Genomic DNA, 14,380 nt, shown 5'->3' on the forward strand with positions numbered 1-14,380 from the left:
ATTCATAGAAATATAAAAAGGGCGGATTCCTAAGAATCCGCCTTAATACTTAATTAAGGATCAGCCTTGCTGCTCCATAAATTCCTGCATCATTTCCCAGCTTCGCCAGGACAATGCCGCTCTTATTTTGAGAAATAGGAGTGTACTTATCAAAATGCTTAGAGATTAAATCAACCAGGAACGCTCCGGCCTTTGAAACGCCTCCTCCGATGACAAAGACCTCAGGATCTGTTACCATGGAAATTTGAGCCAGGGCAAGGCCCAGGTAATGGCCTACAACCTCCATGACCTCACAGGCCAATGCGTCCCCTTCCTTGGCGGCATCCAGCACATCCTTTGCCGTTACGCTGTCACCAAAGGACCTGAGAACAGAGGGAGTATCAACTGCAGCCATTTTTCTTCTGGCTTCTCTTGCAATGCCTGTTGCGCTGGCGATCTGTTCCACGCAGCCCACGCCTCCGCAATTACAGCTTTCTGTTTCATCGTCACGGATATGGATGTGTCCGATCTCTCCGGCCAGGCCATGCTTTCCGGCAACGATCCTCTGGTCAATAATAACGCCGCCGCCTACGCCGGTGCCAAGAGTGACCATAACGATGTCGTCGTAGCCTTTTCCGCCTCCCTGCCACATCTCGCCAAGAGCCGCTACATTGGCATCATTGCCGCTTTTTACCGGAATGCCGTGAAGCAACTCGCTCAGCTCTTTTTCCGGATACATATCGCGCCAGCCTAAGTTCACGCAGACCTCCACATATCCGCTGGGCATGACCGGTCCTGGAACTCCCATGCCCGCTCCTTTTACCTCTTCCAGAGAAATACCAAGCTCTTTAAGGGTTTTCAGTATGGAAGCAGCGGTGTCTTCAAGGATGTATTTTCCGCCTTCTTCCTTTCTGGTGGGAACCTCCCACTTATGGATGAGCTCTCCTGTCACTTCAAATATTCCGATCTTTACAGATGTACCGCCAATATCAACGCCAACACATTTCATTTCCATTTTGAATACACTCCTTTTACCTGTCGTACTATAAGTCCGCAGTGCCGCTGGCAAAATCTTCTCCTGTCCTGTCTCGCACTGCTCATTTCTTTCGTTAATCTAAGGATCTTGCGGCTTGTGCCACATTCTCCGCTGTAAATCCAAAATGTTCAAATAAAAGATTTGCAGGACCGCTGGCGCCAAAGCCTTCATGGTCACATAAGTTCCGTCAAGGCCCACATATTTGCCCCAGCCGAAATCACTTAAGGCTTCTACTGCCACACGCTTGCGAACTGCCTTTGGAAGGACAGATTCCTTATACTCTTCGGTCTGTTCCTCAAACAGATCCATACAGGGCATGGAAACCACACGTACTTTTCTGTCAGCAAGAAGCTTCTTCGCATTGACTGCCAGCTCCACCTCAGAACCGCTTGCGATCAGTATGATCTCAGGAGTGCCTTCACAGTCATCGATTACATAGCCTCCCTTTAAGGCCTCCCTGCTGCTTCCTGGCATAGGCGTCAGGTTCTGTCTTGTAAGAACAAGGGCAGTAGGAGTTTTCTTAGAGGTCAGCGCAGAATACCAGGCTGCTGCTGTTTCTGTCTCATCGCAGGGACGGAATACATGGAAATTAGGCATTGCCTTAACATGGCAAGCTGTTCAATCGGCTCATGGGTAGGACCATCCTCTCCCACGCCGATGCTGTCATGGGTAAATACAAAGGTCAGCGGAACGCCCATTAATGAGGATAAGCGTGCCATTGGCTTTGTATAATCGCTGAACACGAAAAAGGTTGCAATATAGGTGCGAAGGCCGCCATGAAGCATCATTCCGTTTCCGATTGCTGTCATGCCAAGCTCTCTTACGCCAAAATGCAGGTTGCGGCCGCTGCCGTTGGTCTTTGAAAAATCACCCATATCGGACATATTGGTCTTATTGGAAGGAGCCAGGTCCGCAGAACCTCCGATCAGGTTAGGCATATAAGTCTTTAAACGGTTTAATACCTGCCCGGATAAATTCCTGGTTGCATCCGCTTTCTCAGACCGCTTCCAGTAATCCTCACATTTTGCAATGGCCTTTTCTCCTGCATCCGGATCATGATATGCAGTCCAAAGCTCTTCCATATCAGGATGCTCCTGGCAGTATGCAGCAAACATCACATTCCATGCCGCTTCTGTCTCTGCCTTCTCCTCTGCGATCTTCTGATAATGGCTGTACACCTCTTCAGGAACATAGAATGGCTCCATGGAAGGCCAGCCTAAGTTTTCTTTTAAGGCCGTTACATTGTCAGCTCCCAGAGGCTCCCCGTGAGCACTGGCCTTCCCCTGCTTTGCAGGACAGCCATAGCCTATCTGGGTCTTGATTGTAATAAAGGTTGGATGCTCTGTATCTGCTTTTGCTTCTTCAATCGCCCGTCCAATCGCTTCCAGATCGTTACCATCCTCAACTGTAATGGTCTGGAAATGGAAAGCTTCCATACGCTTCTGGACATCCTCGGTAAATGCGATGTCAGTGCTTCCTTCAATGGAAATCTGGTTGGAATCATACAAAACGATCAATTTCCCAAGGCCAAGTTCCTGCCAGGGAAAAGACCTCAGAGGAAATACCCTCCATCATGCAGCCATCCCCACCCAGTACATAGGTGTAATGGTCAACAACCGGGTAATTCTCTTTGTTGAATACGGATGCCAGATGTTTCTCGGCGATGGCCATACCAACTGCCATACCCATACCTGCACCCAAAGGTCCTGTAGTAGCTTCCACGCCTACGGTATGTCCATACTCCGGATGTCCTGGAGTCTTAGAGCCGTGCTGGCGGAAATTCATTACATCCTCTTTTGATAAATTCCCATAACCAAATAAATGGAGCAGGGAATACAAAAGCATGGAACCATGGCCTCCGGATAAGATAAAGCGGTCCCTGTTGGCCCAGTCTGGATCTGCTGGATTGTGGTTCATGTGGTTTGCCCATAATTCATAAGCTGCTGATGCGCAGCCTAATGGAAGTCCCGGATGTCCGGAATTGGCTTTTTGGATGGCGTCCGCAGAAAGGACACGGATTGCGTTGACTGACATGGTATCGATGTTGCTCATTGGTATTGTCCTCCTATTTGTAATCTTATTTCTTTCATGTTTTGGGGGCCGGTTACGATCAGAGTATTGGGGAACCTGCCGTTTCGGATCTTAGATATCGGAAAATCAAATGTCCCGGCAAACTTAAGCCTTCCGGACATGGTATAGACTCTGCAAGAATCTTCATTATACAAAATTACATGGTCCCCGTCAATATCAGCATGGGTGTACTGGTATTGGAAACCTTTGGAAAATACAAGATTCCCATTGGGTTTATATACATCCAGCCGGTAGGGATTTTCTCCTTCCGGGTTGTCCACAATAAGCCCTGCATATTTTTCCGAATAGAACACACTCTTTATCTCCTCTTCCACAGCCACCTGCCGGATCAGCTCCGGAGAAAGCTCATTCTTTGTGGAATAAAAGGATATACTGTTGTCTGCAAAGGCACAGGAGTATGTATCGTCAAGGAACTGGACCCGGGCAACCAATGAAGAGTCATAAGGCTCGTCAAAACCGCCCACCAGCCTGTCAGGAATGCTTTTACCGATTTCCGCAAAATTGTGGAATGCAACCCTGCCGTTTAAAGTCCCGTTTTTCAAATATGCATAAGCTCCGATGAGCTGGGTTCCGTCAGGGGACAAGCTGATATCCACCGGATAACCGGAATCCCCCCTAAAAGTGCTTTGATCTTCACATCAAGGGCGCTTCCATCCCGCTTAAAGAAATAAATATAATTTGACGTGGAGTCCTCCAGGATCGCGGCCACCACTCCGTAAGAGGACACCGTTGCTTTCACAATAGGAAGTACCGTGGTCGCTATGCCGGTATTTCCTGTTTTATCAAAGATATAGATAGAATTTCCCTGCTGGTCCGCAATGGCCGCATAATTCCCGTTTACGCATGCCCTGGGAGACTTCATCTCATAGCTTTGTATCCATACTTCTTTTCCCTGGGAATCCAGATAGGAGGCACCATCCTTGCTGTATTTTAATACATTGGAACCAAAGCTTAAATACCCCACATAGCTTCCCTCATTCATTTCCTTCGCCCAGGCTACGCTATACTGGGTATATTGATAAAGGGTAAAATACTCATATATCCCTATGGTTCCTGCGAGAAGCACCAAAAACAACACCAGTGCGATCCTGATTCTTCTTTTTTTTCACCCTGGTGAGGGCTTTCTTTATGATTTCCTGGCTGTTTTCGCCTCCTGAGGAGAAGATGAAACAATCTGCCGCCGAAGCTGGTTTTTCTTAATCTCTCTGTTCATAGAGTTCCTGTCAATCATGCTCTTTTCTCCCAAAAATACCCATATATACTGGTAGTATACATCATTTTAGGAAGAAACGCATTATATTTTTCTATGGAAGAAGTAATTTCTGGCCAGCGACAATCTTATTTTCATCATCCAGCCCGTTAAGCTCGCAAATTTCCTTTAATTTATTTACCGTATGATATTCTGCTATACAAATACCGTAAAGAGTCTCTCCCTCCTGTACCACATGAACCCGCGAACTTCCATTTGCTGCCGCCTCTGTTTCCTGAACGGCCGCCTGAGTTGCTGCCTGAGTCGCCGCCTGAGTCTCCTGGGGCAATGTTTCTGCAGCCTTGCTTTCAGCCATTGTTTCTGGGGCCTTGCTCTCGGCCATTGTCTCTGCTGCCTTGCTCTCAGCCATTGTCCCAGCCTGGGACCGCTCCGGCATTGTCTCGGACATGGTCTCCTTACTCACAGCAGTGGTAGGATAAACGCCTCCCTCTGCCTCCTCTACAACTACCCTGGATTCGCCCTTGTTTGCCATTTCCGTGCCTTTTTTTTCCAATCAGAATCTGTTCCGCCTTGGCCGGAATGGCCGATGCGATCACACTCTCCATACTCCGCATCCGTTCATAGTTGTTAAACATAACAATTCCGCCAGCTAATATGACGACTGACATGGCCATACACATGCCCCGGAGAAGCCCTACCGTCTGATGCCGGTCCGTAGCTTCTACCTTATGCTCGTCCATCCGCTTGCGGAATTCTTCGATTACCTTATCATTTGTATCAGTTTCGATACGTTTTACATCCTTTCGCAGTACCATATAGTCCTGCATCATCTGGTTTCGCTCATAATAAATGCTGTATCCACGCAGCTTGTAAAATCCATCCTCCGATGTTATGTAAACTGTTTCGTCTCCATCTGCTCCAGTGCTTAAATACATCAGCTTATTGGGTCCTCCAAAATACTGCATATGCTGTTTCCAGTAATTGATAGGACTCAGATCATCTCCCGGCCTGCCGCATAAAAACCAGCCCTGTATGGACCGCTTTGGAAAAAGCTGCTCCATATTCCGATAGGTTCTTTTCCAGGACAGCTCGGAAAACACCACCCGGCCTCCGGCCTCCGCCACATCCTCCATTTCCAAAGCTCCGTCAATGAAGATATATGGCGTTCCGTCATTGAATTCCATGCCGCCTAACAGAAGACCAACCCGCAGTTCCTGTCCACCCGCAGGATACAGACGTTTCAAATAAGTATTTACATAATCTTCCACATATAATTTTACACTCTGATCCCTTTCCCCGATCTGCCTGATATTCTTCGGCAGCTTGGGGAACGGATTATATAATTCACCCATTGGCTCACCCCGCTATTCTTTTTAATCCAATGAATCATAGCATACAACAGGTGAAAATCGTGTCAAAGCAGGGCAGTGTTTTCCCATAACTTTTCGACAAGATAAATACTATGGCTGATGCAGTCAGCCATGCGCATAACAATGGAAAGCCGGATGCTCTGCAGCATCAAAGGGTCATAATTTCCGCAGCTTCCTACGATCCCGGTAATAAAAATATCCCCTACGGCCCGAAGCTCCTTACTGACTCCAAGGCCAGGCTTTAACGCTCCTTTTCCCAATGTCACATAGCCGATGTGCTCCATACTCCCAACGGAGGCATCCACTGCCACCACCACATGATTCGGATAACGAAGCTTTAAAATGGTCTGGTAAGTCTCCAGATTCATGGCATGGACCGGACGTTCCAGTGTCCCCAGAATTTCTAGATATTCCAGCTCCTTTTCCTTCAGCTTGTAGCCGATGAGCGGCCCGAGACTGTCTCCGGTGGAGCGGTCGGTACCAATGCACAAAAACAGCACTCCCGCCACCTTTCCGTTTTCCTGCTCCGTACGTATCATGTCAAAAAGCCTGGAAGCAAACTCCTCTGCCTGGAATGCCTGCTTTGTATCATAATAAAAAACGTCCCGGTTTCCGCGGATCGCAATTCTTTCCCATAATTTCATAATATCCTGCCTTGCTGTCCTTATTTTCTCTGTTCTATTATAAGCCGCCATTTATGGAATTATTCATTTGCAGGGTCAGGAAATGTCCAAGGAAAAATTGGTGTGCCTTTGGTTCATCAAAGGGTTGATTTTCTAAATTCAGATTTCAATTTAACTGCCTTCATTAAGTAAATTAAATTAAGAAAATGCAGGAAAAAAAGCATATACATGCTTTCATCCTGCACCTTGACCTTATTCTTTCATACTCTTATAAAGGGTTTTTGCTTCACTGATGGAGGAAGCTTTGCCCATCCGGATCATATCGGCCAGTTCGTCAAGCCTCTCCGGAACCATAAATTCTTTTCCAATATAGGATGCATAGTTGTCATTGATAAAAAGGGTCTGCTCCTTTACCCTGATTTCTGCCTCCTTGGCGTTAGCTGCTGCCCCTTCATAAGCTTCCTCAAGCTTTGAGATCTTATCCCTGCTGTTGTTTGCGATCTCATCGGACAGGATCGTCCGTGTTACCTTGTCAAAGGTATTTAAGGCTTCCCGTTTCTTATCAGCGATGTTTGATAAATCCTGGTCGATCCGGGCGATCTCGTCATCGTATTTCTCCAAATTGTATACGGCTTCATCACGGTCCCGTTTTATGGAATGAATGATAACACGGATCTTCCGTTTGTTGGACTTAATAATGTCCCTGATAGACCTTCCTTTTCTCAATGCGCCCTGATGCCTCACCTTGGTAAAGTTATTGATGAAGATGTAAAGGCCCCCAAAAAACAGGATGGCAGCAAAGTAAATTCCCATGAGGTAGAACGGTGACTTCTCCGGAAGCAGCAGATAGATTCCGCAGGGGATTAAAAGAAAGAACAAAAAAATGTTTAAAAGCAGCACAAGGAATTCTGAAAATCCCCTGGGAAGATACAAGGCATAATACCAGCCGCTTTTACAAAACCCGGGAACCCGGTCCTGCTGGAAAACAGACTTCATCTGCAGCATTAATTCCCGGTTGTTTCCCTTAAGCTCTGCCGTCTCCTCTTCAATCCGTTCCCTGACTCCCTGGGTCTTCGCCTTCTCCCGCTTACCTCTCACCCGTTTTAAGTGGTCCTGTTCCCTGGCTATTTCCCTGTCATAGGTGTCGCAAATTTCCTCGATCCGTTTCTTCACCGTAAGGCTGATGGCATCTGTCACAGCCTTTCTTTCTGCATCCAGTTCTTTTTCCAGACGTTTCTCCTCCAGGCGGAACTTTTCCAATAAACTCCTGCTTGCAGATAATTCCTGGACAGCCCTGCAGGCCTCTCCAAGAAATCCAACCTGATCTGTTATGGGTTGCGCCATCTTAAGTCTTCCTCCTTCGGTTTTTCCTACAAAGATTCTATCATATTTTTCCTTATTTTACAATGTCCGGCATTTTCCTTCTTGCCTTTTTCTGAGTAATAATGCTATAATCGTTGCATCATAAAAACAACTGACGGCATCCCCTTATTTTAGAAAGGAAAATTCGATTATGTTTCGTATGTGGGCAAAATTAATGAAAGACACCAGGATTATGAGAGACACTGTTATCTGCATCTCAGACTACAGTCTTTCCAGGACTTCCATGGTCTTTCAGGCGCTTGATGACATCTGCCTCCAGTTCGATCTTGGAAAACCCATGTGGTTGGATGCTACCGTCCATGAATTTCAAAAACATTCCAAAGCCCGGTTTACCCAGGATAATTTCATAGAGCACATTGATTTTGATTTTCTGGAGATTCAGGTCATCGAAGAATAAGTGAAAGAAGTCTTTGTATACCATACGGCATAGTCAGTTTTGACTATGCCGTTTTGCTGTTGTATCCACTGGTATCCTGCCCTGCAATCTTACCTGCGGTTTCTGACTGTTATCTGGCGGCGGCCTGCATATAATGCTTGTACAATGCCCCGAAACGCTGGGAGTAGGAAGCTGCCCAGGGCTTTCTCTTCCCGCAGAAATGAAGAACTGCCGTGTTCTGAATCACCCATTCCAGATTACAGATTCCGCCGCTCCGAATCAGATAATTGGAATAATACCTGGCATCATAGTTCCATATGGCGTCATCCACCTGCAGCGTATTTTGCCCATACAGATAATTAAAAACATCCTGGTCCGGGAGCAGAAGATCCGTTTCGTGTTCGCTGACACACTGAAAAATATCATCCGGCCTTACGATCTCCCTGGGTCAGTTTATCAGCAATTGGGTCTAATACCTTGCCCAAATTGCTGATCATATGAAAACGCCTTGCAATAAAACCATCCACAACATCTGTCAGGCCCGACAGGATCAGCAGGCCTCCTGTCCATAAATAATCCTGTTTTACATAGTATAACCAGACAAGAAGCGGTATCATACAAAGGCGTAAAGCGGAAAGCATATTGGGGATTGTCAGGATCTTATTTTGCGGCTCTTGATTCATAATTCTCCTTTCTGCCTGTTATCATGAATTGTTTATTCTTTATTGATTTCTTCACGCAAAAGGGCAATATATTTCCCCATCAACGCGATGTAGGTCCGCAGTTCCTGCTCCGGCATCTTTTCAATGGCTCTCTGTTCTGCTTCATATATATGCAGAACCCTGTCTTCGCCAAACCTTTTTCCTTCTTCCGTCAGACGGATAATTTTCCGGTTGCGTGTGCCTGGAACTGTTTCCAGAAATACATAGCCCTTTTTTGTTAAATTTGTTATTACGGAGTTAACGGTCTGTTTCGGCAAAGACCACATATCGCAGATATTTTGCTGGGAATACTCGCCTCCCAAAACTAAAAGGGAATACCATACCCAAAATTCACTGTCAGAAATCCCGAATTTGATAGCAGCGCTGTGATAGATAGCTGTAAGCTCCTTTTCCTGTTGGTTTAAAATTTCCAGTTGCTTTTTGATCTGTTCAATCATTTCAGAATCTCCTCTATCATTAAGTATCCGATTTCGGACACTTAAAGTTTAGTCCGGAATCAGATGGTTGTCAAGGAGATTAATCAAATCCACAAAAAATGCTGTTCCTTCCGCATAAATGCGAAGAAACAGCATCTTTAAATATCTGACAGAACCTAATTCCCGCCCCTCCATTTACTGACACTTCCCCGAACCATTAATTTTGTTGGCAGGGAAATATGCATACTGATCTCACGGCCCGAATATATCCTTTCCGCCAGTATGCTTACCGCCTGAGAGCCCATAAAATCCATATAAATATGAACCGTCGTAAGTGGTGGAACCAAATATTTCGCAATGGAGATATCATTAAATCCGATCACACTGATATCCTCCGGAATTCCAAGCCCTGCCTCCTGTATGGCTTTATAGCAGCCAACGGCTAAAGAGTCGTTTGCAGTAAAGATAGCGCTTGGTCTTTCTTCCATAGCCAGGAGTTCCTTTCCAAGCCTGTATCCATGCTTAGGCGTGTAGCCGCCTATTTTAATATAATCCTCATTTAAAATCCCTCTCTCTTCCATGAAAGAACGGTAAATAGGAACCCTTAAATCCGCCACTTCTTTCCCATCCGCATCTACATCACGGCCTCCGATAAATGCAATCTTTTTGTGGCCTTCCTGTAAAAAAATAGCTGAGTACCTTCTTTACAGAGTGTTTTAAATCTGTTACCACGGAATCAAATAAATCCAGATCACCTAATGCATCCACAAAAACAGCCGGCTTATGAAAGGCTTTTACCTTGTTTACCATGGATTCACTAAAGGTCCCAAGGCAGATCAATCCGTCCAGATTCGATGTGCTTTCTACCGAATCTCCTAAATTGACCGTAAACTTTTTAAACCCTTCCTCTTCTATTTTCCTCTCTATTGCAATGCGTACAGATAGATAAAAGGTATCTTCTAATTCCTCTTCCAGGGAATAAGAAGATATCATACCAAGCTTTAATTTCTTTTTATACTTCTTCTTGTTCCGCATCTGATATTCTAATCGCTCTGCGGCCTCGAACACTCTTTGTTTCGTCTCGTCCTGTACATTTAACGTGTCATCAAAATTAAGGACACGAGATACGGTCGCAGCAGAAACGCCTGCCATTTCAGCTATTTCTTTAATTGTTGCCACTATTTTTTTCCTTCCTCGCTTCTTATACTGTCCTCATTTTATCATATCTGATTTTGTGCCGCAACTATCACATATGCCGGCTGCAATACCAAATTTGCTGCGGTCCGTCCTTGGGATTCATTATGGTTCTACGATTTTCAGCAAATCAGAGAATGTGTTTAATACATAAGTAGCAATGTTACAGGATATCCCATCCCCAATTGCCCCGCAGTCCATATTTCCGGCTTTAGCAGCCTCTAATCCGGCTTTGGCATCTTCTACCACAAGGCAGTATTCCGGATCCTCAGAAAGGAATCTGGCCGCTTTTATAAACACTTCCGGGTCAGGTTTGGATTTAGTAATATTATTTCCGTCAGAAATGGCATCAAAATACCCGGAAAGTCCAAGGCGCTCTAAGATAAATTTTGCATTCTTACTGGAAGAGCCAATGGCAAGCTTCAGCCCTTTTAAGCGGAGGGCATCCAGTGTTGCCTTAACTTCTTTAGAAAGGTCTTCCGGGCTCATATGTTTTAGTAATTCCTTATAGATCTCATTTTTCTTTTCTGCCAAAGACGTCTTTTCTTCCTGGTTCATGTCTCCTTGATAATTCTCTAAAATAATCTCCAGGCTTTCCATCCGGCTTATTCCCCGCAAACGGTTATTGATTTCTTCATCAAAATAAACGCCCATTTCATCTGCAACCTGTTTCCAGGCCTGATAATGGTATCTGTCCGTGTGGCAGATAACCCCATCTAAATCAAAAATAACTGCCTTATATTTCATAAGGAATTCCTCCTGTTCTGCTTATCCGGCTTCCGAAAGATTTGATATTACAACTGCTCCTAAGATAATCACGCTGCCCGCCAGCATGCGGGGGGTAATAATTTCCCCAAGAATCAGAATAGAAAACAGCGTTCCAAAGACGGACTCCAAAGACAGAATTATGGCCGCTTTTGTTTCATCCACATATTTCTGGCTGGCTGTCTGAAGCAGGTAACATACTGTCGTGCTGATCACGCCTAAATAAAGCACACTTAATATTCCTTTTCCAGTCACGTGAAACTGCGTCTCTCCAAAGGCGATCAGGCTGATGAAGGATAAAAGGAATGCAGTTATCATCTGAATAAAGTTCAATACAGTGGCACGGTATTTCTTTACAAATTCACTTGTAAGAAAGATTTGAAATGCAAACCCAACAGCGCAAATAAGGGTCAGCCCATCCCCAAGACCCAAAGAAAAATTACGGTCCAGTGACAGCAGCGCCACGCCTGCTACGGACATCACTGCCCCGGCTATCCCTCTTGCTCCTATTTTCTTTTTTAAGATCAGAAATGAAATAAACGGAACAATCACTACATTTAATGCTGTTAAAAAAAGCATTTTTAGAGGGTGTCGTATATTGAAGCCCCACAATCTGAAATGCAAATCCGGCAAAGAGGGCGAGTCCCATAAGCCCCCCTGCCATTACTTCTGATTTTGTGATTCCCCGCAGGGACCGGATGCTGATCAGCCCATTAAAACAGTGCCTAACAGAAACCGGACTGCCATAATCTGGAATGGCCTCAGGCTCTCCAGTGCCATGTCGCTGGCAACAAAACCGCCGCCCCATATAATGGTTACTAAGATAAGCCCCCCGATTGCAAGCCTTTTTTTTCATGAATATGTCCTCTCTATTCCCTTACTGCCTTTACGATCTGCCCATTCACATTTACTTCCAGAGCTTCTCCATCCAATACCTTCACTAAGACGCTATTATCTCTGCTGATGGTGATCCTTAACCGGGAATTCAGATGGTGGAGGCAAAAATCCAGCCCCTCCCATTCCTTTGGCATGTGAGGACGTACAGTCAGCATACCGTCTTCCCCAATGGAAACCCCGGCAAAGCCAAATACCACGGTCTGCCATACGCCTCCTGTATTGGCGGCATGAATCCCTTCCCTTGTATTTTTCTGTAAATTCAGCAAATCAAGGAAGGCTGCTCTTTTTAAATAACGGTATGCCTTGGAGTCATCTCCTACCTTTAATCCCATAACAGAGTAAATGCTTGGACTTAAAGAAGAGCCATGAAGGGTACGTTTCTCATAATACTCGTAGTTTTTCCGAATCTCATCTTCCGTAAATTCCTGTCCCATCAGATGGAGCAGCATGACAACATCCGCCTGCTTAATAATCTGTGTCTGACTTGCTCTCCTGGTTTTTAAGGCTTCCGGACGTACAGGCCAGTCATTTTCATCGTATTTCTCAATTACCACATCTTCCAGCTTAAAGTAACCTTCAAACTGCTCCAAAAGGTCTGTGCCTTCTTTTCTTGGAAGGTACATTTTTCCTGGACCATCTCCCAATCTTTGATTTCCTGAACAGTCAGCCCTGTTTTTTTCCATCAGCCCATCATATTCTTTGGAATGTCCTTTCTTAAGAGTATCAATTAAGGAGATTACATACCGCAGATTCCATTTCGCCAGATAATTGGTATAAAGATTGTTGTTCACCGGCTCATGCCATTCATCAGGTCCGGTTACCTGATTGATCTCATAGCGGTCCTTTTCTGCCACATATTCACACCGGCTGGCCCAAAACCTTGCTGTCTCTGTTAATATCTCCGCTCCCTGGTTCAGTAAAAAATCCATGTCCCTGGTGATTTTTACATAATTATAAATGCCATAAGCAACGGCTGCAGTCACGTGATGCTCATAAACGGCTACATAACAGCGGTAGCATGAACCATCCGGCTCAATGGTCCAATCAGGGCACTGCTCTGTGCCGTCATCCGCAGATTCCCAGGGATATTGTGCGCCTTTATAGCCGTTTTTCCTGGCATTTGCCTTTGCTGCTTCCAGCAGATGATACCGGTAGGATTCCAGGTTCTTCGCTGTTTCAGGGAAAACGTATGCAAAAAAGGGAAGCATGAATATTTCCGTATCCCAAAAGGCATGGCCTCCGTATTCTTCGCCGGAAAGGAGCTTCGCCCCTACATTGACCCGGGAATCTCTCTCATTTCCCGTGCTCATTAAATGGAAAATATTAAAACGGACTGCCCGGTCCAGCTCATAATCACCTGCAATACGGATATCTGCGGCCTTCCACATATCTTCATAAACCGCCTTATGGGCTGACAGCTCTTCTTCAAACCCTGTTTCCAAAAATCCATCTATTTCTTCTTTTACCTTCATGTGAAGTGCGTATCTTGCGGCTTCACGTTCCGTATACATGGACACGTATTTTATGATTTCTACGGTTTCCCCTTTTACGGCATCAAAATCACCAAACTCCACTCCCTGTTCCCCAAAAGCGTGGAACATCCTGTTCTTTAAAATACCCCTGCCGTTTTTATAGGCTTCGATCCGGCAGCCAACTCCAGTATGAAGATGGTTATCCCTGGTGGCAGCTCCATATAAATACCGTCTTTATCAAGGGATTCATTTGCTGTCATGTACGTATGCTTTACTTTAAAACGGGGGGCATCATGGAAGTTGATAATCGTTCCGTCAATGATGTTTTCCACTTCTATGATTCCGCTGTAATTTAACGGTGTGACATACAGTTTGATTCCCATGCGGTGTACATTGGCACGGCTTACAAACCGGATTCCTTCCACCAGGGTTTCTCTTCCCTTTTTATCCCGCAGTATAAAGCTTTTTGCAAGAAGGGCCTGTTTCATATCAAGGGCTCTTGTAAACTTAAGAATCTGGCAGCTCTCTATTCCAATCAGCTCTTTTTCAATATAAAGCTTTATCCCAAGCCAGTTAGGAAGGGCAGCAAGCTCCCGCATAAAGGTTTCTGATTTATCAAATACCCCGTTAATGTATAAATAGGGAAGGGTTATGTTCCCTCCTTCTTCATGACTTCCCCGGATCCCCAGATAACCATTGGATAAACTGAATAAGCTTTCAAACTTCAGATTTTCTTCCGGATCATATTCCGGCTGCAAAATCATCCAGTCATCGGAGCTTAGCATCTCTTTTAATTTTCCCGAAAATCTCTCTTTTATCATTCTTTGACTGCTCCTTTATCTCTTC

21 protein-coding genes and 1 pseudogene are annotated in these 14,380 nt (G+C 45.2%); 1 reads left to right on the forward strand and 21 read right to left on the reverse strand.

The window, feature by feature from the left end; translation table 11 throughout:
- Window positions 1–49: 49 nt before the first annotated feature.
- The 10 genes and pseudogenes from JCM10519_RS13935 to JCM10519_RS13960 form a co-directional block, all read right to left on the reverse strand.
- Window positions 50–994 carry an ROK family glucokinase gene (locus tag JCM10519_RS13935; RefSeq protein WP_054739893.1) on the reverse strand — a complete coding sequence of 315 codons (945 nt, stop codon included), beginning with the start codon at window positions 992–994 and terminating at the stop codon, window positions 50–52.
- A gap of 99 nt (window positions 995–1,093) precedes the next feature.
- The gene (locus JCM10519_RS30010; RefSeq protein ID WP_347844213.1) at window positions 1,094–1,612 is read right to left on the reverse strand and encodes a transketolase C-terminal domain-containing protein; all 519 of its coding nucleotides are present in this window, start codon (window positions 1,610–1,612) and stop codon (window positions 1,094–1,096) included.
- Complete coding sequence (locus tag JCM10519_RS30015; RefSeq protein WP_347844251.1) at window positions 1,543–2,130, reverse strand: hypothetical protein; 588 nt, start codon at window positions 2,128–2,130, stop codon at window positions 1,543–1,545. The genes JCM10519_RS30010 and JCM10519_RS30015 overlap by 70 nt, the downstream gene beginning before the upstream one ends.
- Window positions 2,099–3,067 (reverse strand): annotated as a pseudogene (locus tag JCM10519_RS30020) (hypothetical protein). The gene JCM10519_RS30015 and the pseudogene JCM10519_RS30020 overlap by 32 nt, the downstream one beginning before the upstream one ends.
- A complete protein-coding gene (locus JCM10519_RS30025; RefSeq protein WP_347844214.1) occupies window positions 3,064–3,702 on the reverse strand; it encodes a DUF5711 family protein in 639 nt (212 codons plus the stop codon). Before JCM10519_RS30025 ends, JCM10519_RS30020 begins: the two are co-directional and overlap by 4 nt.
- Window positions 3,645–4,184 (reverse strand): DUF5711 family protein, encoded by a 540-nt coding sequence (locus tag JCM10519_RS30030; protein WP_347844215.1) that lies wholly within the window; start codon window positions 4,182–4,184, stop codon window positions 3,645–3,647. The genes JCM10519_RS30025 and JCM10519_RS30030 overlap by 58 nt, the downstream gene beginning before the upstream one ends.
- A 226-nt stretch (window positions 4,185–4,410) precedes the next feature.
- On the reverse strand, window positions 4,411–4,848 hold the full coding sequence (locus JCM10519_RS30035) for a LysM domain-containing protein (protein WP_347844216.1): 438 nt from the start codon (window positions 4,846–4,848) through the stop codon (window positions 4,411–4,413).
- Complete coding sequence (locus JCM10519_RS13950) at window positions 4,772–5,668, reverse strand: hypothetical protein (protein WP_347844217.1); 897 nt, start codon at window positions 5,666–5,668, stop codon at window positions 4,772–4,774. Before JCM10519_RS13950 ends, JCM10519_RS30035 begins: the two co-directional genes overlap by 77 nt.
- Before the next feature lie 62 nt (window positions 5,669–5,730).
- Entirely contained in the window at window positions 5,731–6,330 is a 600-nt protein-coding gene (gene yyaC / locus JCM10519_RS13955) for a spore protease YyaC (protein ID WP_054739895.1), read from the reverse strand.
- A gap of 231 nt (window positions 6,331–6,561) precedes the next feature.
- Window positions 6,562–7,653 carry a hypothetical protein gene (locus JCM10519_RS13960; RefSeq protein WP_054739897.1) on the reverse strand — a complete coding sequence of 364 codons (1,092 nt, stop codon included), beginning with the start codon at window positions 7,651–7,653 and terminating at the stop codon, window positions 6,562–6,564.
- A 169-nt stretch (window positions 7,654–7,822) separates the two neighbouring features.
- Here JCM10519_RS13960 and JCM10519_RS13965 point away from each other — a divergent pair, with 169 nt between their 5' ends.
- Window positions 7,823–8,089, forward strand: a complete 267-nt coding sequence (locus tag JCM10519_RS13965; RefSeq protein WP_054739899.1) for a hypothetical protein — start codon at window positions 7,823–7,825, stop codon at window positions 8,087–8,089.
- A gap of 109 nt (window positions 8,090–8,198) precedes the next feature.
- On the opposite strand, the gene JCM10519_RS13970 is transcribed toward JCM10519_RS13965, so the two are convergent.
- The 11 genes from JCM10519_RS13970 to JCM10519_RS30065 form a co-directional block, all read right to left on the reverse strand.
- Window positions 8,199–8,507, reverse strand: coding sequence for a glycosyltransferase (locus tag JCM10519_RS13970; protein WP_347844252.1), 309 nt, complete (start codon window positions 8,505–8,507; stop codon window positions 8,199–8,201).
- Complete coding sequence (locus JCM10519_RS13975) at window positions 8,491–8,751, reverse strand: CDP-alcohol phosphatidyltransferase family protein (protein WP_054739903.1); 261 nt, start codon at window positions 8,749–8,751, stop codon at window positions 8,491–8,493. Before JCM10519_RS13975 ends, JCM10519_RS13970 begins: the two co-directional genes overlap by 17 nt.
- Before the next feature lie 32 nt (window positions 8,752–8,783).
- Window positions 8,784–9,227, reverse strand: coding sequence for a MarR family transcriptional regulator (locus JCM10519_RS13980; protein ID WP_054739905.1), 444 nt, complete (start codon window positions 9,225–9,227; stop codon window positions 8,784–8,786).
- A gap of 48 nt (window positions 9,228–9,275) precedes the next feature.
- The gene (locus tag JCM10519_RS30040; RefSeq protein ID WP_347844218.1) at window positions 9,276–9,401 is read right to left on the reverse strand and encodes a hypothetical protein; all 126 of its coding nucleotides are present in this window, start codon (window positions 9,399–9,401) and stop codon (window positions 9,276–9,278) included.
- Window positions 9,383–9,895 (reverse strand): substrate-binding domain-containing protein, encoded by a 513-nt coding sequence (locus JCM10519_RS30045; RefSeq protein ID WP_347844253.1) that lies wholly within the window; start codon window positions 9,893–9,895, stop codon window positions 9,383–9,385. Before JCM10519_RS30045 ends, JCM10519_RS30040 begins: the two co-directional genes overlap by 19 nt.
- Window positions 9,846–10,385 (reverse strand): LacI family DNA-binding transcriptional regulator, encoded by a 540-nt coding sequence (locus JCM10519_RS30050; RefSeq protein ID WP_347844219.1) that lies wholly within the window; start codon window positions 10,383–10,385, stop codon window positions 9,846–9,848. Before JCM10519_RS30050 ends, JCM10519_RS30045 begins: the two co-directional genes overlap by 50 nt.
- 120 nt (window positions 10,386–10,505) lie before the next feature.
- Complete coding sequence (gene pgmB / locus JCM10519_RS13990; RefSeq protein ID WP_054739907.1) at window positions 10,506–11,147, reverse strand: beta-phosphoglucomutase; 642 nt, start codon at window positions 11,145–11,147, stop codon at window positions 10,506–10,508.
- A gap of 21 nt (window positions 11,148–11,168) precedes the next feature.
- Window positions 11,169–11,645, reverse strand: coding sequence for a DMT family transporter (locus tag JCM10519_RS30055; protein WP_347844220.1), 477 nt, complete (start codon window positions 11,643–11,645; stop codon window positions 11,169–11,171).
- Between the two features lie 225 nt (window positions 11,646–11,870).
- The gene (locus tag JCM10519_RS30060) at window positions 11,871–11,945 is read right to left on the reverse strand and encodes a hypothetical protein (protein WP_347844254.1); all 75 of its coding nucleotides are present in this window, start codon (window positions 11,943–11,945) and stop codon (window positions 11,871–11,873) included.
- 89 nt (window positions 11,946–12,034) lie between these two features.
- Entirely contained in the window at window positions 12,035–13,636 is a 1,602-nt protein-coding gene (locus JCM10519_RS14000) for a glycosyl hydrolase family 65 protein (RefSeq protein ID WP_347844221.1), read from the reverse strand.
- Window positions 13,637–13,671: 35 nt separating this feature from the next.
- Entirely contained in the window at window positions 13,672–14,355 is a 684-nt protein-coding gene (locus JCM10519_RS30065) for a hypothetical protein (protein ID WP_347844222.1), read from the reverse strand.
- Between the last annotated feature and the right edge of the window lie 25 nt (window positions 14,356–14,380).

This window comes from Clostridium sp. NkU-1 (assembly GCA_001312405.1).